The 21,386-nt window shown below is 72.2% G+C and carries 20 protein-coding genes; 8 read left to right on the top strand and 12 right to left on the bottom strand.

The annotated features are described in order from the left end of the window. Positions 1–19: 19 nt before the first annotated feature. The 6 genes from ACZ4O3_RS10665 to ACZ4O3_RS10640 are packed head-to-tail and all read right to left on the bottom strand — an operon-like array spanning position 20 to position 5,848. Complete coding sequence (locus tag ACZ4O3_RS10665; RefSeq protein ID WP_362730039.1) at positions 20–988, bottom strand: alpha/beta hydrolase; 969 nt, start codon at positions 986–988, stop codon at positions 20–22. After that, complete coding sequence (locus ACZ4O3_RS10660) at positions 985–2,118, bottom strand: branched-chain amino acid ABC transporter permease (RefSeq protein WP_362730042.1); 1,134 nt, start codon at positions 2,116–2,118, stop codon at positions 985–987. Before ACZ4O3_RS10660 ends, ACZ4O3_RS10665 begins: the two co-directional genes overlap by 4 nt. After that, entirely contained in the window at positions 2,115–3,002 is an 888-nt protein-coding gene (locus ACZ4O3_RS10655) for a branched-chain amino acid ABC transporter permease (protein WP_362730045.1), read from the bottom strand. The genes ACZ4O3_RS10660 and ACZ4O3_RS10655 overlap by 4 nt, the downstream gene beginning before the upstream one ends. Further along, positions 3,002–3,799 carry an ABC transporter ATP-binding protein gene (locus ACZ4O3_RS10650; protein ID WP_467721894.1) on the bottom strand — a complete coding sequence of 266 codons (798 nt, stop codon included), beginning with the start codon at positions 3,797–3,799 and terminating at the stop codon, positions 3,002–3,004. The genes ACZ4O3_RS10655 and ACZ4O3_RS10650 overlap by 1 nt, the downstream gene beginning before the upstream one ends. Further along, positions 3,796–4,608: an ABC transporter ATP-binding protein gene (locus ACZ4O3_RS10645; RefSeq protein ID WP_362727878.1), complete on the bottom strand. Its 813-nt coding sequence runs from the start codon at positions 4,606–4,608 to the stop codon at positions 3,796–3,798. Before ACZ4O3_RS10645 ends, ACZ4O3_RS10650 begins: the two co-directional genes overlap by 4 nt. 4 nt (positions 4,609–4,612) lie before the next feature. After that, positions 4,613–5,848: a substrate-binding domain-containing protein gene (locus tag ACZ4O3_RS10640; protein ID WP_467721893.1), complete on the bottom strand. Its 1,236-nt coding sequence runs from the start codon at positions 5,846–5,848 to the stop codon at positions 4,613–4,615. Between the two features lie 299 nt (positions 5,849–6,147). Between ACZ4O3_RS10640 and ACZ4O3_RS10635 the strand changes: the two genes are divergently transcribed. Next, positions 6,148–6,948 (top strand): CoA transferase subunit A, encoded by an 801-nt coding sequence (locus tag ACZ4O3_RS10635; RefSeq protein WP_362727874.1) that lies wholly within the window; start codon positions 6,148–6,150, stop codon positions 6,946–6,948. 2 nt (positions 6,949–6,950) lie between these two features. After that, positions 6,951–7,595, top strand: coding sequence for a 3-oxoacid CoA-transferase subunit B (locus tag ACZ4O3_RS10630; protein ID WP_467721892.1), 645 nt, complete (start codon positions 6,951–6,953; stop codon positions 7,593–7,595). Between the two features lie 453 nt (positions 7,596–8,048). On the opposite strand, the gene ACZ4O3_RS10625 is transcribed toward ACZ4O3_RS10630, so the two are convergent. Further along, positions 8,049–8,657, bottom strand: a complete 609-nt coding sequence (locus tag ACZ4O3_RS10625) for a TetR/AcrR family transcriptional regulator (RefSeq protein WP_362719003.1) — start codon at positions 8,655–8,657, stop codon at positions 8,049–8,051. A gap of 170 nt (positions 8,658–8,827) precedes the next feature. On the opposite strand from ACZ4O3_RS10625, the gene ACZ4O3_RS10620 reads away from it, so the two are divergent. From ACZ4O3_RS10620 to ACZ4O3_RS10605, 4 genes are all read left to right on the top strand, one after another. Then, positions 8,828–9,457, top strand: a complete 630-nt coding sequence (locus ACZ4O3_RS10620; protein WP_362719005.1) for a cysteine hydrolase family protein — start codon at positions 8,828–8,830, stop codon at positions 9,455–9,457. Further along, positions 9,454–11,031 carry an aldehyde dehydrogenase (NADP(+)) gene (locus tag ACZ4O3_RS10615; RefSeq protein WP_467721891.1) on the top strand — a complete coding sequence of 526 codons (1,578 nt, stop codon included), beginning with the start codon at positions 9,454–9,456 and terminating at the stop codon, positions 11,029–11,031. Before ACZ4O3_RS10620 ends, ACZ4O3_RS10615 begins: the two co-directional genes overlap by 4 nt. A gap of 74 nt (positions 11,032–11,105) precedes the next feature. Beyond that, positions 11,106–11,591, top strand: coding sequence for a lipocalin-like domain-containing protein (locus tag ACZ4O3_RS10610; RefSeq protein ID WP_362719011.1), 486 nt, complete (start codon positions 11,106–11,108; stop codon positions 11,589–11,591). 133 nt (positions 11,592–11,724) lie between these two features. Then, positions 11,725–12,228, top strand: coding sequence for a MarR family winged helix-turn-helix transcriptional regulator (locus ACZ4O3_RS10605; protein WP_362719014.1), 504 nt, complete (start codon positions 11,725–11,727; stop codon positions 12,226–12,228). Positions 12,229–12,576: 348 nt separating this feature from the next. Here the strand turns inward: ACZ4O3_RS10605 and ACZ4O3_RS10600 are convergent, their stop codons facing one another. Then, positions 12,577–13,752: a PP2C family protein-serine/threonine phosphatase gene (locus ACZ4O3_RS10600; RefSeq protein WP_467721890.1), complete on the bottom strand. Its 1,176-nt coding sequence runs from the start codon at positions 13,750–13,752 to the stop codon at positions 12,577–12,579. A gap of 203 nt (positions 13,753–13,955) precedes the next feature. Here ACZ4O3_RS10600 and ACZ4O3_RS10595 point away from each other — a divergent pair, with 203 nt between their 5' ends. Further along, the gene (locus ACZ4O3_RS10595; protein WP_362719019.1) at positions 13,956–14,390 is read left to right on the top strand and encodes a MarR family transcriptional regulator; all 435 of its coding nucleotides are present in this window, start codon (positions 13,956–13,958) and stop codon (positions 14,388–14,390) included. 215 nt (positions 14,391–14,605) lie between these two features. Beyond that, positions 14,606–14,941, top strand: a complete 336-nt coding sequence (locus tag ACZ4O3_RS10590) for an STAS domain-containing protein (RefSeq protein ID WP_362719021.1) — start codon at positions 14,606–14,608, stop codon at positions 14,939–14,941. A 3-nt stretch (positions 14,942–14,944) separates the two neighbouring features. Here the strand turns inward: ACZ4O3_RS10590 and ACZ4O3_RS10585 are convergent, their stop codons facing one another. From ACZ4O3_RS10585 to ACZ4O3_RS10570, 4 genes are all read right to left on the bottom strand, one after another. Then, positions 14,945–15,112 (bottom strand): hypothetical protein, encoded by a 168-nt coding sequence (locus ACZ4O3_RS10585; protein ID WP_362719024.1) that lies wholly within the window; start codon positions 15,110–15,112, stop codon positions 14,945–14,947. Positions 15,113–15,143: 31 nt separating this feature from the next. After that, the gene (locus tag ACZ4O3_RS10580) at positions 15,144–15,500 is read right to left on the bottom strand and encodes a PRC-barrel domain-containing protein (protein WP_467721889.1); all 357 of its coding nucleotides are present in this window, start codon (positions 15,498–15,500) and stop codon (positions 15,144–15,146) included. A gap of 79 nt (positions 15,501–15,579) precedes the next feature. Then, complete coding sequence (locus ACZ4O3_RS10575) at positions 15,580–18,027, bottom strand: SpoIIE family protein phosphatase (protein ID WP_467721888.1); 2,448 nt, start codon at positions 18,025–18,027, stop codon at positions 15,580–15,582. An 81-nt stretch (positions 18,028–18,108) separates the two neighbouring features. Further along, the coding region (locus tag ACZ4O3_RS10570) for a response regulator (protein WP_467721887.1) at positions 18,109–21,386 on the bottom strand (3,278 nt) is incomplete at its 5' end.

Below are 21,386 nucleotides of genomic sequence, written 5' to 3'. Positions count from 1 at the left end.
CCCCGAGCCGATGCCGCGGTCACCCCGACGGGACGGCGCCCGGCCCACTCGTTCCGCGCCCGCCCGCCGCGTGCAGGAGGTTCCGCGCCACGACCCGGGCGCCCTCGTCACCGACGAGGATCGTGTAGTGGTTCGTGCCGGACACGCGCTGCGTGCGGACCCGTTCAGGGGCGAGGCGCGCGGCGGCGAGCCGACGCTCGTCGTACAGACCCTGGGACTCGTCCATCACACCGCGCTCGGCCCACAGGAGCACGGCCGGGCAGGGCAACCGGTGCACCGCGCCCGACACCTCCTCCCGGAGTTGGTCCACGCCGTCGATGCGGACCGCCTCCCTGTTGCAGGAGGAGCGCAGCCGGCTCTCCTCCCCCACGAGATCGCGCTGGATGTAGGCGTCGACCCACGGTGACCAACTGTCGCCGAAGGCCGGATGCCGCTGCCAGAAGGCGCGGTAGGCGTCCCGGTCCGGGAACGTCATCGACAGCCGCCGCACGGCCGGGCCGATCACCGCGTCGAGCAGCTCGTCCGGGTCCAGGTCCGCCGGGACGGGGAAGCCCACCCCGCCGTCCACCAGCAGCAGGGCCGTCGGCAGACGCGGATGGCGTACGGCGGTCAGGGCCGCGGTGAAGGCCCCCATCGAGTGGCCGGCCAGCACCACCCGCTCCAGTCCCAGCGTGTCCGCCACCGCGGCCGTGTCGTCGGCGTGGACCGCGATGCCGTACGGGCCGGGCAACCGCCCGCTGCCGCCCCGGCCGCGCAGGTCCGGCGCCACCAAGGTCATCCGTCCGGCCAGGTGGTGGGCGACGCGGGCCCAGCTCAGGCCGTTGGCCGTGATGCCGTGCAGCGCGAGTGCCACCGGCGCGGCCGGATCATCCGCACGCCAGCGCGACACGGCCAGTTCACCGCCGCGCACCGGCACCCGCAGTTCCTCGCGCGCCGGTGCGGCGGCCCGTGGACGACCCGTCGCGGCAGTCCTCGGAGTGCGGCTCATGACGGCACGACCTCTCCGCGCTCGGCGGTGGCCCGGAGTCTGCGGGCCGCGCGGATTCGCTCCGGCAGTTTCACCACACCCCCGGGAAGAAGATAGATGACGGCGACGAACAGGGCCCCGAGCAGGAACAACGGTTGCGAGAGCGGCGCCCGCACCACGGTGGGCAGCGAGGTGACCGTCTCCGATCCGGCCAGGTCGCCGAGGCGTTGGTCGGCCCAGGTGTAGAGGATGCCGCCGATCAGGGGGCCCCATCGGGTGCCCGAACCGCCCAGTACCACCATCACCAGCAGGGACAGGGTGAAGTCGGAGGTGGTCGTCCGCGGAGTGACACCGCCGGTCAGCAGGAGGTACACGATGCCGCCGAGTGCGGCCAGGGTGCCGGCCATGACGAAGGCGGCCAGTTTGTAGCCGTAGGGGCGCATACCCAGTACCTCCACCCGGCGTTCGTTCTCCTTGATGCCCTCCCACACCCGCCCGATGGGAGAGCGGACGGTCCACTGCACGACGGCCAGCACGACGACGAGGTAGGCCAGGGCGGTCCAGTACAGGCCCGCGGTGTGCTGGATGCCCACCAGCGGGGCGGGCAGCCCACCGTCGGGAGCCGCCCTGCCCTCCTCGCCGCCGGTGACGCCGCCGGGGTCGCGCTGCACGAGGATCGACGCGGCCTGCGCGAAGGCCAGGGTCACCATGGAGAAGGCGATCCCCTCGACCCTCAGGCTGATCGCGCCCAGCAGCGCGGAGAGCGCCGTGCCCGCCAGGAGTCCCAGCAGTGCGGACACTGCGAATGACAGGCCCGCTTCGAGCATGACGATGTTGGTGACGTAGGTGCCCGCGGCGAAGTAGAGCGCGTGCCCGAAGGACAGCAGTCCCGTGCGGCCGAGCAGCAGGTCGTAACCGGTGGCCAGGGCGCCGAACACCAGGCAGAGGGCGAGCAGCTGGAGGTTGCCGGGACTGCCGATCGGGCCGTCGAGCAGGACCGGCAACGGCAGCGCGCTGTAGGGCACCACGAGGAGCACCACCAGCAGCGGGGCGGGCCACCAGCGGGAGGCGTGCCGCAGCCGTTCCAGGCGGCCGGCGACGGTGTGGTCCCCCGCGCGGGCCGGGCCGCGCGGCTGGGTGACGATGGTCATGCGAGCCTCCTGGTGAGCCCTCGCGGCCGGACCAGCAGCAGGGCGGCGAGCAGGACGACGACGGCGAGGTCGCCGAGGCCTGCGGTGGTGTAGTAGTTGGCGAACTGCTGGACGAGACCCACGGCCACCGAGGCCAGTGCGGCGCCGGTGAGCGAGCCCGTGCCGCCTGTCACGACGACCACGAAGGCGAAGATGAGCAGGGAGGTGCCCTGTCCGGGGTCCACGGAGCCGAAGTAGAGGCCGCCGAGGGCGCCTCCGAGGGCCGCCGCTCCGCCGCCGATGGCGAAGACCAGCGTGAAGGCCTTCCGCACGTCGACGCCGAGTGCGGTGACCATCGCCCGGTCCTCCACCCCCGCCCGGACGACCAGTCCGTGCCGGGTGCGGCCGAGGAACAGCCGGAGCGCGGTCAGCACGAGCAGGGCGGCGCCGATCAGTACCAGGCGGTTGAGCGGCACCTCGGCGCCCAGCAGGGCGAAGGTACCGGAGAGGGCCTTCGGGCCGGGGAAGGGCCGGGCGTCGGAACCCCAGATCGCGGACAGCAGGGCCGGGACGGCCAGGCCGACGCCCACCGTGGCGAGGATCTGCTCGCGCGGGCGGGTGTAGAGCGGGCGGATCACCGCGAGTTCGAGCAGCACGGCGGCGACGGTGCCCGCCGCGGTGCCGAAGACGACGGCGAGAGCGAACCCCGCCCCGCCGGATCCGGCCCCGGGCAGGTGACCGGACGCGGCCCACCAGGTGCCGTACGCGCCGACGGACAACAGGGCGCCGTGGGCGAAGTTGAGCACGTCCATCAGTCCGAAGATCAGCGACAGGCCGGAGGCGACCAGAAAGTACAGGGCCCCCAGGCCCAGTCCGGTGAAGACGAGCAGTACGACGGTGGGCATCAGGCGTCGGCCTCCGGGAGCCGGGCGGCGGGGCGGGCCGCGATGTGAACGGACCGACCGGCGGGCGCCTCGGCGGCGCCGCCGAGGCCGGCGCCGCCGACGCCGAGCAGCCGACGGGCGGCCTCGGGGTCGGCGAGCAGGTCGTCGGTGGAGCCCCGGTGCGCGGTGCGTCCGTCGGCGAGGACGACGCAGTCGCGGGCGAGGCGCCGCACCACGGCGAGGTTCTGTTCCACCAGCAGCACCGGCACCGCCTCCGCCGCGCGCTCCAGTGCCTGGGCGACTTCCGTGACCACCTTGGGGGCCAGCCCCTTGGTGGGCTCGTCCGCGATGATCAGCCGGTTGCCGTTGAGGAGGGTCCGGGCGATGGCGACCATCTGCTGCTGGCCCCCGGAGAGGGTGCCCGCGGCCTGCCGGGCCCGTCGCCTCAGCTCCGGGAACAGTTCGTGCACCAGGTCGTAGTCGGGTTCACCGGCTCCGGTCCGCTCGGCGAGGCGCAGGTTCTCGGCGACGCTGAGGGCGGCGAAGACGCCGCGGTCCTCGGGTGCGTAGCCGATGCCCCGGCGCACCAGCGCGTGGGTGGCCAGGCGCACCGTCTCCTCGCCGGCCAGCAGCACGCTGCCGGTGCGTGGGACCAGGCCGAGGATGCCGCGTACCGTGGTCGTCTTGCCGGCTCCGTTGCGGCCCAGGAGGGCCGTGGTCCCCGAGGCTGTCACCTCCAGGTCGACGCCGTGCAGGATGTGCCTGCTCCCGATCACGACGCGCAGGTCACGCACGGTCAGCAGGGGTGGCGGGGTCACAGCTCCTCCCCGAGGTAGGCCTGCTGCACCGTGGGGTCGGCCATCACGGCCTGCGGGGTGTCCAGCGCGAGCAGCGTGCCGTGGTGCATGACGGCCACCCGGCCCGCCAGCTCCAGCAGCACGTCCATGTGGTGCTCGACCATCAGCACGGTGCGGCCCTCGTCCTTGTGCAGCGACCGGATGAGTTCGGTCAGCGCGGGCACCTCCTCGGCGCTCACACCGGCCATCGGCTCGTCCAGCAGCATCAGCCGGGGTTCGCCGACGAGCAGCACAGCGAGTTCGAGTTTGCGTTTCTCGCCGTGCGAGAGGGCGTCGGCACCGGCTTCGGCGCGATGGGCGAGCTGCGTGCGCGCCAGCACACGGTCGACCAGTTCCGGGTAGGTGCCGGCACGGCGCCATATCCGGTACGAGCCGCCTTCGGCGGCCTGGGCCGCGAGCCGCACATGGTCGGCGACCGTCATCCCCGGCCACAGGCTGGAGGTCTGGAAGGTGCGCCCGAGCCCACGCCGGGCCCGGGCGTAGGCGGCCTCGGCGGTGACGTCGTGGCCGTCCAGTTCGATCGTGCCCCGTGAGACCGGGCTGAGGCCACTGACCAGGTTGAACAGCGATGTCTTGCCCGCGCCGTTCGGGCCGATGAAGGCGAGGAACTCGCCCTGGTGGACGTCGAGGGAAACGGAGTCGACGATCGTCGCGCCGCCGACCGTCCAGCCGACGTCGCGCAGCCGGAGCACCGGTGCCGGGACGGCAGGGGCTTCCCGGTCGCCCAAGGCGTCGGCGGCGCTTGTGGACGCGGTGTTCGAGGAGGACATCGGCTCAGCCCGCCGTGCCGGCGACCGGTGGCGCGACCTCGGCCATCGGGACGCTGCCGGTCAGCTCCGGCCGGGCGGCGCTGCCGCTGCCCTTGAGGCGGGCGGTGAACATCGGCTGCAGCAGGGCGTGGTCCGTGGCCCGGATCCGTTCCCTGCCCTTGGGCCCGTCGAAGGTCCAGCCCTCCAGCGCCTTCGCCATGGCGGCGGTGTCCGTGGCGCTGCCGGAGCGGATCGCGTGAACGATCATCTGGGCGGCTGTGAAGCCGTCCGGGCTGAACAGGTCGGGCGTGCCGCCCGCCTTCGTGATGCCGTCGAGCATGGCCTTCTCGACCGGGTTGCCTCCTCCGGCACCCGGGAAGTAGTGCGCGAGGAAGGCGACCTTGGAACCGGACGGGCCGAAAACCGGGTACGAGGCGGTGCCCGCGAGTCCGGTGACGACCTTGCTCGCGTCCAGCACGCCCTGCTGGCTCAGCGCGGTCCACAGGCCGGGGGCGTTGGAGCCCGCCCAGGCGACGAAGACCAGGTCCGGCTTGCCGGCTCTGGTCCGGCGGGCGAACGGCGTCAGGTCGGTGGCGCTCGGCGGGGCCAGCACGGAGCCGACGTCCGCGCCCTTCCTGCCGAGGACCGCCTTCACCGCGGCCACATTGGCCTGGCCGAACGCCGAGTTCTGCGCGAGCACGGTGACCTTCTTGCCCTTGGCGTCACCGAGCAGGGTCCCGGCCGTGAGGATGTCCTGGTACGACTGCCGCCCCGAGCGGAAGGTGTAGGAGTTGACGCCGGTGACCGCGTCGGTGGCGGCCGGACCGCTTACGTAGAGCACCTTGTTCTGGGCGGCCAGCGGCGCCATCTGCAGCGCCACACCCGAGTCGGTGGTGCCGGCGAGGACTTTGCACCCCTTGCCGACCAGGGACTTCGCCGCGGCCACCGCCTTCGCCGGGTCGCCCGCGTCGTCCTGTTCGGTGACCTCGATCCGGTGGCCGCCCACCGTGTCCGTACCGTGCGTGGCATAGGCCAGTCCCGCCTTGAAGCCTTCCTCGTACTGCTTGCCGTAGGCGGCGAGGAGCCCGCTGCGGGAGTAGACCAGGCCCACCTTCACGGATGCCGCCTTGCCGTCGGAGCTGTCGGACGCGGTGCCCGCGGTGCCGGCCGAGGTGCATCCCGCGACCAGGGCACCGGTGGCCAGGAGGGTGAGCGCACGAAGGGATCTGCTGGTGAAGGCGTACGTGAGGCTGGAAGGCATGGCGATCGGCTCCTGACAGTGTGTCGCGCCCCGCCGCCGGGTTCCGTCGGTCTCGTCCGGGACGACGGAACCGGTCCGCGACAACCAAGGCGCGTTGCGTGATGGCCGGAACCCTAGAAGCGCCGTACGGCGGGCGGCATGTGGCCGATCACCGCTCTTTGCGGCCCGGTCGTAGCTCCGGCACACATGGCCCGTGACGGCAGGTGCGGGCCAGGGTGAGGAACACCCGGTCCTCCTCGTGACGTCGCGCGCGGGCCGGGCCGGCGAACGGAACGTACCCCTGTGGAGAAGGAACCGGCATGGACAAAGTGGTGGCCGCGGCCGCGCGGGCAGTGGCGGACATCCCCGACGGTGCGACCGTCGCGGTCGGCGGATTCGGGCTGTGCGGCATCCCGTCGACGCTGATCGCCGCGTTGTCCGAGACGGGCGCATCCGGCCTGCGGGTCGTGTCCAACAACTGCGGTGTGGACGACTGGGGGCTGGGGCTCCTGCTGCGCGCCGGCCGCATCGCCCGGATGACCTCCTCCTACGTGGGCGAGAACAAGGAGTTCGCCCGCCAGTACCTGTCCGGCGAACTGGAGGTGGAGCTGACCCCGCAGGGCACGCTCGCCGAGCGGCTGCGGGCCGGCGGCACCGGTGTCCCCGCCTTCTACACCCCGGCCGGCGTGGGCACCCAGGTCGAGGAGGGCGGGCTGCCCTGGCGGCACACTCCTGACGGCGGTGTCGCGCTGGCCTCCCCGCCCAAGGAGACGCGGGAGTTCGGTGGCCGCCGCTACCTGCTGGAGGAGGCCATCACCGCCGACTTCGCCCTGGTGCGGGCCGCGGTCGCCGACCGGCACGGAAACTGCGTCTTCCACGCGGCCGCGCGCAACTTCAACCCGCTGTGCGCGATGGCGGGGCGGGTGACCGTCGTGGAGGCCGAACGCATCGTCGAGGCCGGTGAACTGCCGCCGGACGCCGTCCATCTGCCGGGCGTGTACGTGGACCGGGTGGTCGTCGTCGACGCGTCGCTGGACAAACGCGTCGAGCGACGCACCGTGCGTCCCGCGCGCACCCGCGCCGAAGCAGCCGTGTCGCGCACCGACTCCGGGGAGAACTGACCATGCCGCTCGACCGCGACCAGCTCGCCGCCCGTGCTGCCCGGGAACTGCGCGACGGCCACTACGTGAATCTGGGCATCGGTCTGCCCACTCTGATCCCCAGCCATCTGCCGGACGGGGTGCACGTGGTGCTGCACTCGGAGAACGGCATTCTGGGCGTCGGCCCGTATCCGCACGACGGCGAGGAGCACCCGGATCTGATCAACGCCGGCAAGGAGACGGTGACCATCGTCCCCGGCACCGCCTACTTCGACTCTGCGCTGTCCTTCGGCATGATCCGGGCCGGCCGGATCGACGTCTCCGTGCTCGGCGCCATGCAGGTCTCGGCCCGCGGTGACCTGGCCAACTGGATGATCCCCGGAAAGATGGTCAAGGGCATGGGCGGCGCGATGGACCTGGTCCACGGCGCTCGCCGGCTGCTGGTCGTCATGGAGCACGTGGCCAGGGACGGCAGCCCCAAGGTGGTCGAGGAGTTGAGCCTTCCCGCCACGGGGCGCCGCGTGGTGGACCGGGTGATCACCGACCTGGCCGTCATCGATGTCACGGCCGAGGGTCTGCGACTGGTCGAGACCGCTCCTGGAGTCACCGTGGCGGAGGTCCTGGCGGCGACCGACGCCGAGCTCCTCGTCGACGAGACGGCGCAGTAGGTCGTCGGCGCGCTTGCGGGGGCCCGGCGGCGACCGGACCAGGGACTCGCCAGGCGATGAGGCACTTGAGCGAGGGACTCACGGGAGCCGGACGTCCGGCTCCCGTACGTCGTCTCCGTCAGACGCAGTCCCGGCACCGTGTCGGTCTGGTGCCGTCACGGCTCTCGGCGAACGCCCCCGTACCGTGGACGGGTTGTCGATCCGTGCCGACAGCCTCCGGGCGGGAGCCGGGCATTCGCGCTCAGGTCCGCCGCCGCGGTCGGCGGGCCGGGACGCCCCGGGCCGCCGGCTCAGCATCGCACGTCCCCCGCAAAGCGGACCCCTGCCCGCTCTTGCAGGTAAAGGGCGCTGTCCAGGGAGTACGTCGCCTCACCGGCCGGTGGAGAGCGTCCCCCTCGGGGACCGCCTCAGCACGTCGCACGCGAACGGAGCGAGCCGGTCCCCGCGGACGGGTCAGGCGGACGGGGGCAGGGGCCTGCCGCGCCGCTTGAGCTGGGCGTTGACCGTTTCCAGGAGTTCGTCGGAGAGTCCCTCGTCGGCGACGGCCCGGGACATGAGCACGGCGCCGACCAGGGCGCTGAGCGTGAGCACGGCCTCGGCCCTGGCGTCCGTGGCGTCGTCGGCGTCATCGTCCAGGCCCGCGATCAGGTCCAGGTAGGCGCGGACCTGCCGCTCGTAGGCCTCCTTGAGGTGGAGGTCGCCCCCGGTGCCGTCACGTCCCGCGGCGGCGCCGAGGGGGACCAGCGCGCAGCCGGTGGCCGGTGTGTCGCGGTGCTGCTTGCCGAGATACGCGTCGACGAGGCCGGCCCGCGCGTCCTGGTCGTTCTTCCGCGCGGCCCGCTCCATCTTCGCCGAGCCCTCGGTGAGGGCAGCGGCGGCGGCCTGGGTGACGAGGTCGTCGCGAGAGGCGAAGTGCTTGTAGAAGCCGCCGTGCGTGAGCCCGGCCTCCTTCATGAGGTCCGCGATGCCGAGGCCGCCGATGCCGTCGGTGCGGACCTTGCGCGCGGCGATCCGCAGGACTCGCTCGCGGCTCGCCGCCTTCTCCGCCTGGGAGTGGCCCATGCCGTCCCCGCCTCTCGTGGATCGACGCGGTGCGCCTCACACATCTGGATGACGGCCATCATACGCCAGCACCTCGAAGGCTAGGTGGGGGGCCATTCACTTGACTTTCAGGATGACGAACATAATCCTGAATCTGGATGTCAGCCATAAGCCAGATTGGAGCTGGAGCCATGTCCCAGACCTACGACCCACACCGCACGGCCGTTCTCCTGATCGACCCCTACAACGACTTCCTGTCCGAGGGCGGCCAGATCTGGCCACGCCTGGAGTCCATGGCGCACGAGACCGGCCTGCTGGACCACCTGCGCTCCGTCATCGGTTCCGCCCGCGAGGCGGGCGTACGCGTGGTGTTCGTTCCGCACCGCCGCTGGGAGCCGGGTGACTACGAGACGTGGGACCACCCCAACCCCACCCAGCTCGGCATCATGGAGCGGCACAGCTTCGCCCGCGGCACCTGGGGCGGTGAGTTCCACCCGGATCTCCAGCCGCAGGCGGCGGACGTCGTCGTCGCGGAGCACTGGGGGCAGAGCGGGTTCGCCAACACCGACCTGGACTTCCAGCTCAAGCAGCACGGCATCACCCACGTCGTGCTGGTCGGGCTCCTGGCGAACACCTGCATCGAGTCCACCGGCCGGTTCGCCATGGAACTCGGCTACCACGTGACGCTGGTGCGCGACGCCACCGCCGCCTTCAAGGCCGAGATGATGCACGCCGCGCACGAGCTGAACGGCCCCACCTACGCCCACGCCATCACCACCGCGGACGAGCTCACCGCCGCGTTCGAGGGAGCACACGCATGACCCTGACCGGAGAACTGCTGATCGGCGCGGCCCGGGTGTCCGCCACGGCCGGGACCATGAAGGCGCTCGCCCCCGCCACCGGGGGGCTCGTCGAGCCCGAGTTCGCCTTCGGCGGCGTGGCCGAGGTCGACCGCGCGGTCCGCCTCGCGGACGACGCCTTCGACAGCTACAGCCACACCTCACTCGCCGAGCGGGCCGCGTTCCTCGACCTCGTCGCGGACAAACTGGAGTCGGTCAGGGACGAGCTCGCCGCCCGTACCGCGCTGGAGACCGGTCTGCCGGCCGGCCAGCTGGAAGGCGAGGTGACGCGGACCGCCGGCGTCTTCCGCAGGTTCGCCGACGTCGTCCGTGCGGGCCGCTTCCTCCAGGCGGCCGTCGACACCGCCCAGCCGGACCGCCGGCCCACGCCGCGCATGGACCACCGGCTGCAGAAGGTGGCCCTCGGCCCGGTGGTGATCTTCGGCGCCAGCAACTTCCCGATCTCCTACTCCGTGGCGGGCGGGGACACCGCCTCCGCTCTCGCCGCCGGCTGCCCCGTCGTCGTCAAGGCCCACAACGCCCACCCCGGGGGATCCGAGATCCAGGGCCGGGCCATCCAGCAGGCGGTCGCCGAGGCGGGCCTGCACGAAGGCGTCTTCTCCCTCGTCCGCGGCGCCGGCAACGAGATCGGCGAGGCGCTGGTCGACCACCCTCTGGTCCGGGCGGTCACCTTCACCGGCTCCGAGGGCGGCGGGATGGCCCTGTACCGCCGGGCCCAGCGGCGGCCCGACCCCATTCCCGTCTTCACCGAGATGACCAGCGTCAACCCGACGTTCGTCCTGCCCGCGGCCCTGGCGGCCCGCGGCGCGGAGATCGGCGGCGGCCTGGTGCAGCGCGCGATGTACAACGTCGGGCAGGCCTGCCTGAAGCCCGCCGTCCTCCTCGCCGTCGACGGACCCGGCTTCCGGGAACTGCGGGACGCCGCGACCGCCGAGGTGCGCAAGGCGGCTGCACGGACCATGCTCACGCCCGGCATCCACGACTCCTACACCCGCAACGCGCGGCGCATGGAGGACGGCGGCGCCGCCCTGATCGGCACGGGCACGGACCCGGCCCGCGCCGGGGACGGCCAGGCCCTGCTGTACGAGGTCACCGGCGAGCGGCTGCTGGCCGAACCCGCCCTGCGCGAGGAGGTCTTCGGCCCGGCGGTCCTGCTGGTGAGGCTGACCGACGCCGACCAGTTGCTCGAGGTGGCCCGTGCCTTCCGCGGGCAGCTCTCGGCCACCCTGCACGCCGACGGCGCCGACCGCGCCGCGGCCGAACGGCTCCTGCCGATCCTGGAACGGCGCACCGGACGCATCGTGTTCAACGCCTTCTCGATCCCGCAGGAGGTCTCCCATGCCACCACCCACGGCGGCCCGTTCCCGGCGACCTCCGACAGCCGGTTCACCTCCGTGGGCATGGGCGCGATCGAACGGTTCGTCCGCCCGGTCACCTACCAGAACTTCCCGGACGACCTCCTGCCTGAGTCGCTGCGCCAGGCGAACCCGCTGCGTGTCTGGCGGCTCGTCGACGGCGAACCCGGTCGGCACTGACCAACCCCCTACGGGCTCCGTCCACCCACCCAGGCGGAGCCCGTCCGCTCTCCCGAAACGAAAGGCGGCCTGCCATGTCCCTCACCGACCGAACGGGGACGGAGAACCCGCGCACGGCGCGTGACCGGGTCCGGGAAAGGCTGCTCGGCGCCTGGCGGCTCGTGTCGTACACCGCCACGAGCACCGACGGCGAGGTCATCAGTCCGCTGGGCCCCATGCCGTACGGACTGATCGTCTACACCCCCCAGGGATACATGTCCGCCCAACTGGGCCGCGGCGACCGACCACCCCTGCGGTCGGTGCGCCTGGAGGACGCGGCGGACGACGAACTCGCCCGGGCCGCGGCCGGTTATCTCGCCTACGGCGGCCCGTTCGAGGTCCTCGGGCCGACCACCGTCGCGCACCACGTCACCACCAGCCTCTTCCCGAACTGGATCGGACGGTCCCAGGTCCGGCAGGTGAGCTTCGACGGCCCCCTGCTCGTGCTCCGCGTCACCACCCCCACCCGCCTGTGGGGCGCGGACCGCACGGCTGAACTCACATGGAGCAGACTGCCCTGAACCGGGCCGGCGGCCACTGCCGGGCCGGGCCAGGCTGGTCGAACGTGCTTGCACCGCGGCTCTTCGGGTACGGCGTCTGGATAGGTGGTACCTGCAATGGCAGTCGGATTCGGATTCGGGAAGCGATGCCTCCGTGACTGGTCTCAGTGGCTCCGGGGACGGCCGATCAGGCGGGCCGCGCGACGGCCCCCTCCCCCTCGCGTCGGCGCTGGACGACGCCGTGGACTGTCTGGCCCATCTGTGGTCGGAAGCCGCGCAGAGCGCGAACCCGCGCCTGTCGTCGCATCAGCTGCGGGCGCTGCGGATTCTGCGGGAGGATCCGGGGCTCAACCTCACCGCCCTGGCGCTGGCCCTGCGGACCGGGCCGCCGACCGCGAGCCGGCTGTGCGACCGGCTGGAAGCGGCCGGTCTGCTGGAGCGCGAGCTGCATCCGCGCAACCGACGTGAGGTGCGGCTGCTCCTGACCCAGCAGGGCCGCCGGATTCTCGACGAGGTGGCCTCGCGCAGAGCGCACGCCCTGGCCGTCGCGCTCGGGGCCATGGAGCCGGTCGAGCGGGAGGCTCTCGGGCAGGGGCTCCGGGGGTTTCTGGCCGCCCATGCCCGCGGGACACCAGAACGCCCGGACGGCGCCACCTGACCGGCGCCACCGCGCAGCCGGGTGACGGCGCGCGTCCGGCCGACATCCCGCGCCGCCGTGACACCGTTCGGGCGGCGCCGGTGAGACACGAGACGCGCGGGGCCGGGACGGCCCGGTTCCCCGGTCGGCCGGAACGCGTCAGCACCGGTCGGCCGCAGCGCCCCTCCGCAGCCTGAACCCGTCGCCACCGCGCAGCCGGGTGACGGCGCGCCGCCGGGACACCGGCGGGCGGCACCGGTGGGGCAAGGCGAACGGGACCAGGACGGCCCGATTACCCGTCGGCCGGAACGCGGCGGTGCCGGTCGCGGCAGCGCTCCTGTGGTGGGCGCCGCCGCGACGGGATGCGATTCACGCCGACAGGGAGCGTCCGCGCCAGTCCACGCAGACGACCACGGCGTCGTCGGCGGCCATGACGGCCTCACCGCGGTAGCCCGACAGTTCACGCAGGATGGCGCGGGGTACCTCGGCGGCGGGCAACAGCCGGGTGGAGTGGATGGCGCGGGCCAGGGCCCGGTCGCCGTACACCTCGCCCTTCGGGGAGTGCACCGCGTGGACGCCGTCGCTGACGAAGACGAGCCGGTCCCCGGGCTCGACATCGAAGTCCTGCGCCACGTAGTCCGTCTCCTCGAACATGCCCAGGGGCAGTTGGGCCTCGAAGGGGACGCGTTCGACGGTGCCGCCACGCAGCCGCAGGAGCTGCGGGGAGCCCGCGTCCACCACGCTCACCAGCCCGGTGTCCAGGTCGAAGTCCAGCATGAGGACGGACAGATAACGGTCGCCTCGGTAGTGGGCGTAGACAGCCTGGTCGGCCAGGGCCGCCTGGTCGGCGATGGAGATGCCGGCGCGGCGCGCGTTGCGCAGCGCGTTGACGGCGAGGCTGGTCAGCAGTGCCGCCTCTATGCCCTCGCCCATGCCGTTGGTGACATAGAGCATCAGACGGTCGGCGGTCGCGGACCAGTCGAAGTTGTCGCCGAAGACGGCGTAGGCGGGCTCCAGCTGACCACCGAGGTCGTACTCGGGCCGAGTGCAGGAGCGGCCGGGCAGCAACTGCCACTGCATCTCGGCCGCCAGGGTGAGCCGGTCCTTGCGCCGGGCCTGGAGGTACAGGTCCGTGTCGCGCTCGGCCACGAGCACCTCGTGCGCCAGCACCTCGGCGATCTCGGCCAGTTCGGACACGTATCCGCGGGCCGCGTCGCCGCCGGGCAGCGTCACGGACAGCACGCCGAGCCGGTCGCCGCGCACGCTGACCGGCAGGTGCACGCGCGTCCGCCCGTCCTGGCCCTCCTGGCAGTAGGGCTCCTGCGAGCCGAACGCCCGGCCGGCAGGGCTGCCGTGCACCGGAACCGCGACCAGGTTGTGAGGCCGCACCGACACCGGTTGCAGCGCCGTCAGGCCGTAGTCGGCCATGTAGAGCTCGACGGCCTCCGCGCCGTACTGCTCCGTCAGCACGGCGCGGACGGCGTCGAGCAACTCGTGGGGAGCCGCCGTGCGCACGGCGCGCTCAGCGGTCTGGAATCTGTTCACGATGAGGAATGCACCATTCTTTCTCCCGCCAACGTGCGGGCCCGGCCGAGGAGGCGGGGGCTCGCGAAGAGCCGCGTCGGTCGTTCCGAGGAGGGTCCGTGTGGGCTGAGCGCTCCTAGTAGGCTGAAAGAAGCCCCAGTGCCTGCGAGAGTGTGATCGTGACTGCCTTCCGCCGCCGCCCAGAGCCCGATGAGGTCGCACGCGTGACCACGAAGGCCGTCGAGCTGCTGGAAGTCGTATGGGGCCGCGCCTCGACCGCGCCCACCTCCGCCTCCCAGCTGCGGGTGCTGCACATCCTGGAGCACCACGACGGCATCAACCTGCGCACTCTCGCCGAGTCCCTCGCCTCCACCCCGCCGTCCACGAGCCGGCTGTGCGACCGGCTACAGGCCGCGGGATTCATCGAGCGTGTGGTGGGCGCGGAGGACCGGCGTGAGGTACGGCTGCATCTCAGCGGCCGAGGCCGCTCCTTCCTGGCCGATCTGCGTGTCCGCCGCGAGAGCGAGCTGCAGAAGGTGCTGGCGGACATGCCCGTCGCCAAGCGGGTCGCCCTCCTTGAGGGGCTCGAGGCGTTCTGCGCCACCGCGGCGACACAGATACTCGACGAGACCCCCGAGGCCGACAGCCGGACCGCCTGAAAAACCCTCACGGCACCGATCCACCACCGCTCCAGGTCCTTCCACGCGTACGCCCGACTCGGCTACTCTGTTGCCTCATGGCTATTATTGTCAAACGACAACAGTCACGGATATCGCTCTCATCCCGTCCGACTACCCTAGTTCTGGCGTGATTCGCGGTAACTGTGCGACATGTCTCGAAAATTCCGGGACCCCTGTGACACGAGGACGGCGCGATGCCCGCGGCTCCCGAACTGAGAGCGCATATCGACCGCGACGAGCAGATCTTTGTGATCACCGTGCGGGGCGATGTCGACTACGCCCAGGCCGAGGGCTTCGAGCAGGCGTGGGAGGCCGCCGACCGCGCCGCGATGCCCGTGACGGCGGTCGACCTGACGCAGGTCACCTTCGCCGACAGCATGCTCCTCAACGCCCTCATCGAGGCCCGGCTGCGCCACCGGGCCGCCGGGCGCGACCTGGTGCTCGTCGGCCCCCTGCGGCCGGCCGTCCACCGGCTCCTGACGATCACCGGTGCCATCCGGCTGTTCACCGTCACGGAGACCGGCGGGTGAGAGTCAGCGGACCACGCGGCGTCCCCTGTGCCGGAGTCTGACTCCGGCGTAGACGAGGTCGGCGAGCAGTACCACCGCTCCGATGACCAGCAGGTAGAACAGTCCGTGGGCGGTGAACCCGATGATGCCCAGCACGAGGGCCACGAGGATCAGCAGCAGAAACAGGCTCATCGGCTCTCCCATCGAGGGTGGGCTCGCCGGGTCAGCGGCGCGCCAGGCGCCGCTCACCGCCGGCGCCCGGGGTGTATTCGATCGCGTAGTGCGCGAAGACCGCGGGCTCCTGCTCGGCCGGCAGTTCGCCGTCCGTGTCGATCGCGGGAGCCTTCTTGACCGTGTCCTTGTCGTAGGCGACCTTCAGGTACCCCGGACCGACGGTGGCGTCCGCGAGTGGGACGAACACCAGGCGCCGCCGGGTGGGCAGGCCGACCGTCACGGTCGCGTAGCTGGGCAGGTCGGTCGCGGTGTCGACGTAGACCGACTCCAGGGCGCCTACCTTGTGCCCGCCGGTGTCGACCACGTCGTGACCGCGCCACTCTCGGATATCGCCTGCTTCGATCATCAGATACCTCCACCGGGTCGGGTACCCCTGATCGGGCGGTTGACGCCGTCCGGCCCGTGGGCCGCCGCGAGGTCGACGGTCAGTGCTGCGCCACCCGGATGCCCACGAGGCAGGTGTCGTCGTCGGTGTCGGACCTGCTGTGGGTCAGCAGACGGTCGAGCTGCTGGTCAAGGGTCGAGGGAACCGTGCGCGCGGTTGTCAGCATGTGCGCCAGCGACTCCTCCACCGACCGGTCACGGCGCTCGATCAGGCCGTCCGTGTACATCAGCAGCGTGTCGTCCACGGCGAGCTGCACCTCGTGCTCCTGGTACCCGGCCTCCGGTACGGCGCCCAGCAGCAGCCCCTTGACCAGCGGCAGCGGTTCCGCCTCACCGCCGCGGACCAGCACCGGCGGCAGATGACCGGCCCGCGCCCAGCGCAGGGTGTGGCGGTCGGGGTCGTAGAGACCGCACACCGCGGTGGCGGTGACGGCGCCGGTCAGATGGTGGGTGACCATGTTCAGCCAGGACAGCAGCTGCCCCGGTCCGGCGCCGGTCACGGCGAGCCCGCGCAGCGCGTTGCGCAGGACGACCATGCTGGTGGCCGCCTCGATGCCGTGTCCCGCGACATCGCCGACACACACCAGCACCAGCCCGGACGGCAGCACGACCGTGTCGTACCAGTCGCCGCCGACCAGGTGCTGGGTCTCCGCGGGCCGGTAGCGCACGGCCAGGCTCAGCCCGGGGACCGCCAGCGGGGCCTGCGCGGGCGGCATGATGGCGTGCTGGAGCTGGAGGGTGAGCCGGTTGCGTTCACTGGCCTGCTGCTCGGTGTGGGCGAGCTGGTCACGGGTCGCGGCGAGAGCGACCTCGGTCCAGTGATGGGCGGAGATGTCCTGGTAGGCACCGCGCACGACGTACAGCTGCCCGCCGGAGTCGAGGACCGGTTCGGCCACCACCCGGATGTGCCGGGTCACGCCGTCGGGGCGCTGCAGGCGGAAGGCCGTGGACGCCGCCCGCTGGTGGTGCAGCACGGTACGCAGGAAGCGGCCGAGGGTGACGGCGTCGTCGGGGTGGGCATGGGCGGGCAGGTCCTCCAGCGGCACCGGGGCGCCGGAGTCGGGCTTGCCGTAGAGGTGGTACAGCTGGCCGTTCCAGGTGATCTCGCCGGTGAGGAGGTTCTCCTCGAAACCGCCGATACGGCCCAGTCGCTGGGCGTGCTGGAGGAGGCTGGCCAGCCGGGCGGTCTCGTCCTCGATACGCCAGATGAGCAGGACGCAGGCCCCGTGCCGGCTGATGTTGATGTCGGCGACCGCCGCGAGGGGGACGTCGTCGACCAGGGCGGTCAGCCGCATGCGGTGGGCGCGGTAGGGCTCCCCGGTGGCGTAGACGCGCTCGATCCGCTCGAAGAGCTCGCTGTGACCGGCGGCCATCGGATAGGCCTCCAGCAGCAGGGCGCCGTTGATGGCGGCCCGGGGTCTGCCTCCGGGGTCCAGGAAGCGGCCGTTGACGTGGTGGACGCGGAAGTCGACGAGGTCGCCGCCGGCGTCCAGATGCGGCACGAGCACCAGCGCGGGGTCGTGGAGTCCGTCGGCCAGGTCCATCAGCTCGGAGACGCCGGGCAGGACGGTCCTGCCGGTGCCGCCGTGGGCCTGGTCCGGGGATCCGGTGTCCAGGGTGTGCGCGCACAGCTCGGCCAGGGCCTCGACCTGCCGGACGACGGGCGCGGGAGGCGTGTCCAGCGGCACGGGCCAGACGATCTCCAGCACACCGTGGATGCGTCCGCCGGTGCCGGCGGCCACGGCCACCCGGCCGCCCTCGGGATGGTGGTGCTGGCCGATGGAGGGCAGCCCGGTCTCCGCCAGGCTCCTGATCCAGTGCCCCGAGCGCTCGGTGAGGCCGCGGCGGCCCACCGTCGCGACCCCCGGCGGCACATGCCGCCAGCGCCCCGCCTCGGCGGAGGAGAAACCGGCGTGGCCCGCCAGCGTGAGCGAGCCGTCGGCGCCCAGGGCCCAGATGGCGACCGCCTCCGCCCCCAGGGGGGCCAGCGCGTGCTCCAGCAGGGACTCGGCCACGGCCTGGGTGTCATGGGCGGCCAGCGCGCCGCTCTCGGCGGCCCGCAGCCGTACGGCGGAGGAGTGGCTGTCCGCGGGGTCGACGGCCTCGGTACCGGCCGCGGTGGCCGCGAAGAAGGCGGCGGTCACCTCCGACATGCGGTCCCGCGCGGCCTGGTTGATGACGTCGACCGCGAGCTCCAGGGGTGTCACCCCCGCCTGCTCGGCGAGTTCGGCCAGCTGCCGGGCCGCCTGCGCCGGGCCGCATCCCAGCCGTTCGACGAGGATGCCCTTGGCCAGCTCGATCAGGGCCCGCCCGTCCGCCTCGGCGTGGGCCGCCCGCACCTCGCGGCGCAGCCGTTCCACGGTCGCCGCCAGCCTGCCGAGGGGGGACGACGGGCCGGGCTCGTCCGGCTCACCGGCGACGGCCTGCCGTGTGCCGTCGGCGGCACCGGGCGGTTCGGCGGGGTCGGGCGATGGACGGAGATCACTCACGGTGGGCCTGTTCTCGGCTGGGCTGGAACGCCCCGGGGCGTTGTGCGGCCTGCTGGTGGACGCCGTGGCGGCGGCGCGTGGTCACACGGCCAGCCAGCGACGGACGCGGGCGATGAGGTCGTTCGTGTCGACGGGCTTGGTGATGTAGTCGTTGGCCCCCGAGGCGAGACTCTTCTCCTGATCGCCCGGCATGGCCTTGGCGGTGACGGCGATGATGGGCAGCTCCGCGTACTGGGGCATGGCGCGGATCTCGGCGGTGGCGGCGTAGCCGTCCATCTCCGGCATCATCACGTCCATCAGCAGCAGGCAGACGTCCGGGTGGGCGAGCAGCATCTCGATGCCCTTGCGGCCGTTGTCGGCGTGCAGGACCTGGAAACCGTGCAGTTCCAGGACGCCGCTGAGGGCGAAGAGGTTGCGGGCGTCGTCGTCGACCACCAGGACCGTCCGGCCGAGGAAGGCGTCGTCCACCACCTGCGCGGCCGGACGGTGCGGCTCCTCGGCACGCACCAGCGACAGCACGTCACCGGGCTGTTCGGCGGACAGATGCAGGGTGATGCGCTCGCGCAGCTCGTCCAGACTGGACAGGAAGTCCAGCGGCCGCCCGCCCGCGAGGGCACGCAGCGCCTGCTCCTGTGCCAGATCCACCCGGTGCCCGGTGTGCACCAGGACGGGCACGCTGGCCAGCGCGGAGTCGCCGCGCATGGCCTCCAGGAAGTCCGCGCCCTCCTTGCCGGGCATGCCCAGTTCGAGGACGACGCAGTGGCAGGGCTCGGCCGCCAGCGTACTGGCCGCCTCCTGCGCCCCTACGGCGGTGATGAGGTCGATCGCCCCGTGCGGGTCGCCCGGGTCGTGCGCGAGGTCCGCCACGGCCCGCTCGGCGACCAGGGCCAGCAGACCGCGCGGGCGCTCCTCGATCACCAGGAGCCGGCGCCTGCGGTGCTCGGGGGCCGGCACGGAAGCGGGCAGCAGCCGGGGCGCCGGTACCTGCGACGACGCGGTGAGGGCGCGGGGCTGCTCCACCGAGCGGCCGCCGGTCTCCAGGAGGTCCTCGAAGTCGGCGCGCGCGACGGGCAGGTACAGCGTGAACGTACTGCCCTGGCCGGGGGCGCTGTCGACGGTGACCGCGCCACCGAGCAGATGGGCGATCTCCCGGGTGATGGACAGGCCGAGACCGGTGCCGCCGTACTTGCGGCTGGTGGTCCCGTCGGCCTGCTGGAAGGCGCCGAAGATCGTCTCCAGCTGCTGGTGGGGGATGCCGATGCCGGTGTCGACGACCCGGAAGGCCACCACCGGTCCACCGCGCAGCACGCCCGGCGGCACCTCGCGGTCGGCGGCCGGCTCGATGCGCAGCTCGACGCCGCCCTGCTCGGTGAACTTCACCGCGTTGGACAGCAGGTTGCGCAGGATCTGGCGCAGCCGGGAGTCGTCGGTGAGCAGGTCGGCGGGTGTGCCCGGCGCGGTGGCCACCGTGAACTCGAGGCTCTTCTGGCTGGTCATCGGCCGGAAGGTGGCCTCGACGTACTCCAGCAGCTGGCGCAGCGGGACCCGCTCGGGAGCCACGTCCATCTTGCCGGCCTCCACCTTGGAGAGGTCGAGGATGTCGTTGATCAGCTGCAGCAGGTCCGAGCCCGCCGAGTGGATGATGCCCGCGTACTCGACCTGCTTCGGGGTGAGGTTGCGCGAGGGGTTCTGGGCCAGCAACTGGGCCAGGATCAGCAGGCTGTTGAGGGGGGTGCGCAGCTCGTGGCTCATGTTGGCCAGGAACTCCGACTTGTACTTGGAGGCGAGCGCCAGCTGCTGGGCGCGGGTCTCCAGTTCCTGCCTCGCCTGCTCGATCTGCAGGTTCTTCGCCTCGATGTCGCGGTTCTGCGAGGCCAGCAGGGACGCCTTCTCCTCCAGCTCGGCGTTGGAGCGCTGCAGTTCGTCCTGCTGCACCTGCAACTCCTCGGACCTGGCCTGCAGTTCGGAGGTGAGCCGCTGGGACTCGCCGAGCAGCTCGTCGGTGCGCGCGTTGGCCACGATGGTGTTGAGGTTGACACCGATGGTCGGCACCAGCTGGGTGAGCAGGTCCTGGTGGATCTGGGTGAAGCGGGTCAGCGAGGCCAGTTCGATGACGCCGAGGACCTGTTCCTCGACCACGATGGGCAGCACGACCAGGGCACTGGGCACGGCCTGTCCCAGACCGGAGGAGATGGTGACGTAGCCTTCCGGCAGCTCCTCGACCGTGATGATCCGGCGGTTGCGCGCGGCCTGTCCGACCAGCGAACGCCCGACCGGGATACGGGTGGGCCGGTCGGTGTCGTCGGGATAGCCGTACGAGCCGACCAGGCGCAGTTCGTGGCCGCGCTCGGTGTCCTCCGCCAGGTAGAAGGCACCGAACTGGGCCGACACCAGCGGGGTGAGCTCGTCCATGATGAGCTCGGCGACCACGGGCAGGTCGCGGTGGCCCTGCATCAGACCGGAGATGCGGGCGAGGTTGGTCTTGAGCCAGTCCTGTTCCTGGTTGGCCCGGGTGGTCTCGCGCAGCGACTCCACCATGGAATTGATGTTGTCCTTGAGGTCGGCGACCTCGCCCGAGGCCACCACCGTGATGGAGCGGGTCAGATCGCCCTCCGCGACGGCACTGGTGACCTCGGCGATCGCCCGCACCTGCCGGGTGAGGTTCCCGGCGAGCTCGTTGACGTTCTCCGTGAGCCGCTTCCAGGTGCCCTCGACGCCCTCCACCTCGGCCTGGCCGCCCAGCCGGCCCTCGCTGCCGACCTCGCGGGCGACGCGGGTGACCTCGGCGGCGAACGACGAGAGCTGGTCGACCATCGTGTTGATGGTGGTCTTCAGTTCCAGGATCTCGCCCCGGGCGTCGACGTCGATCTTCTTCGACAGGTCGCCGCCCGCCACCGCGGTCGTCACCAGGGCGATGTTGCGGACCTGCCCGGTGAGGTTGTTGGCCATGGAGTTGACGTTGTCCGTCAGGTCCTTCCAGGTCCCGGCCACGTTCGGCACATGGGCCTGGCCGCCCAGCCGGCCCTCGGTGCCCACCTCGCGGGCCACCCGGGTGACCTCGTCGGCGAACGCGGACAGCGTGTCGACCATGGTGTTGATGACGTCCGCGAGCGCGGCGACCTCGCCCTTGGCCTCCACGGTGATCTTCTGCGACAGGTCGCCGCGGGCGACCGCGGTGGCGACCTGGGCGATGGACCGGACCTGCCCGGTCAGGTTGGACGCCATCACGTTGACGTTGTCGGTGAGGTCCTTCCAGGTCCCCGACACGCCCGGCACGATCGCCTGCCCGCCGAGGTTGCCCTCGGTGCCCACCTCGCGGGCCACCCGGGTGACCTCGTCGGCGAACGCGGAGAGCTGGT

This window comes from Streptomyces sp. NPDC026515 (assembly GCF_055567595.1).
The sequence above is the reverse complement of the archived record's forward strand: the minus strand, read 5'-3'. Positions and strand labels throughout refer to the sequence as shown.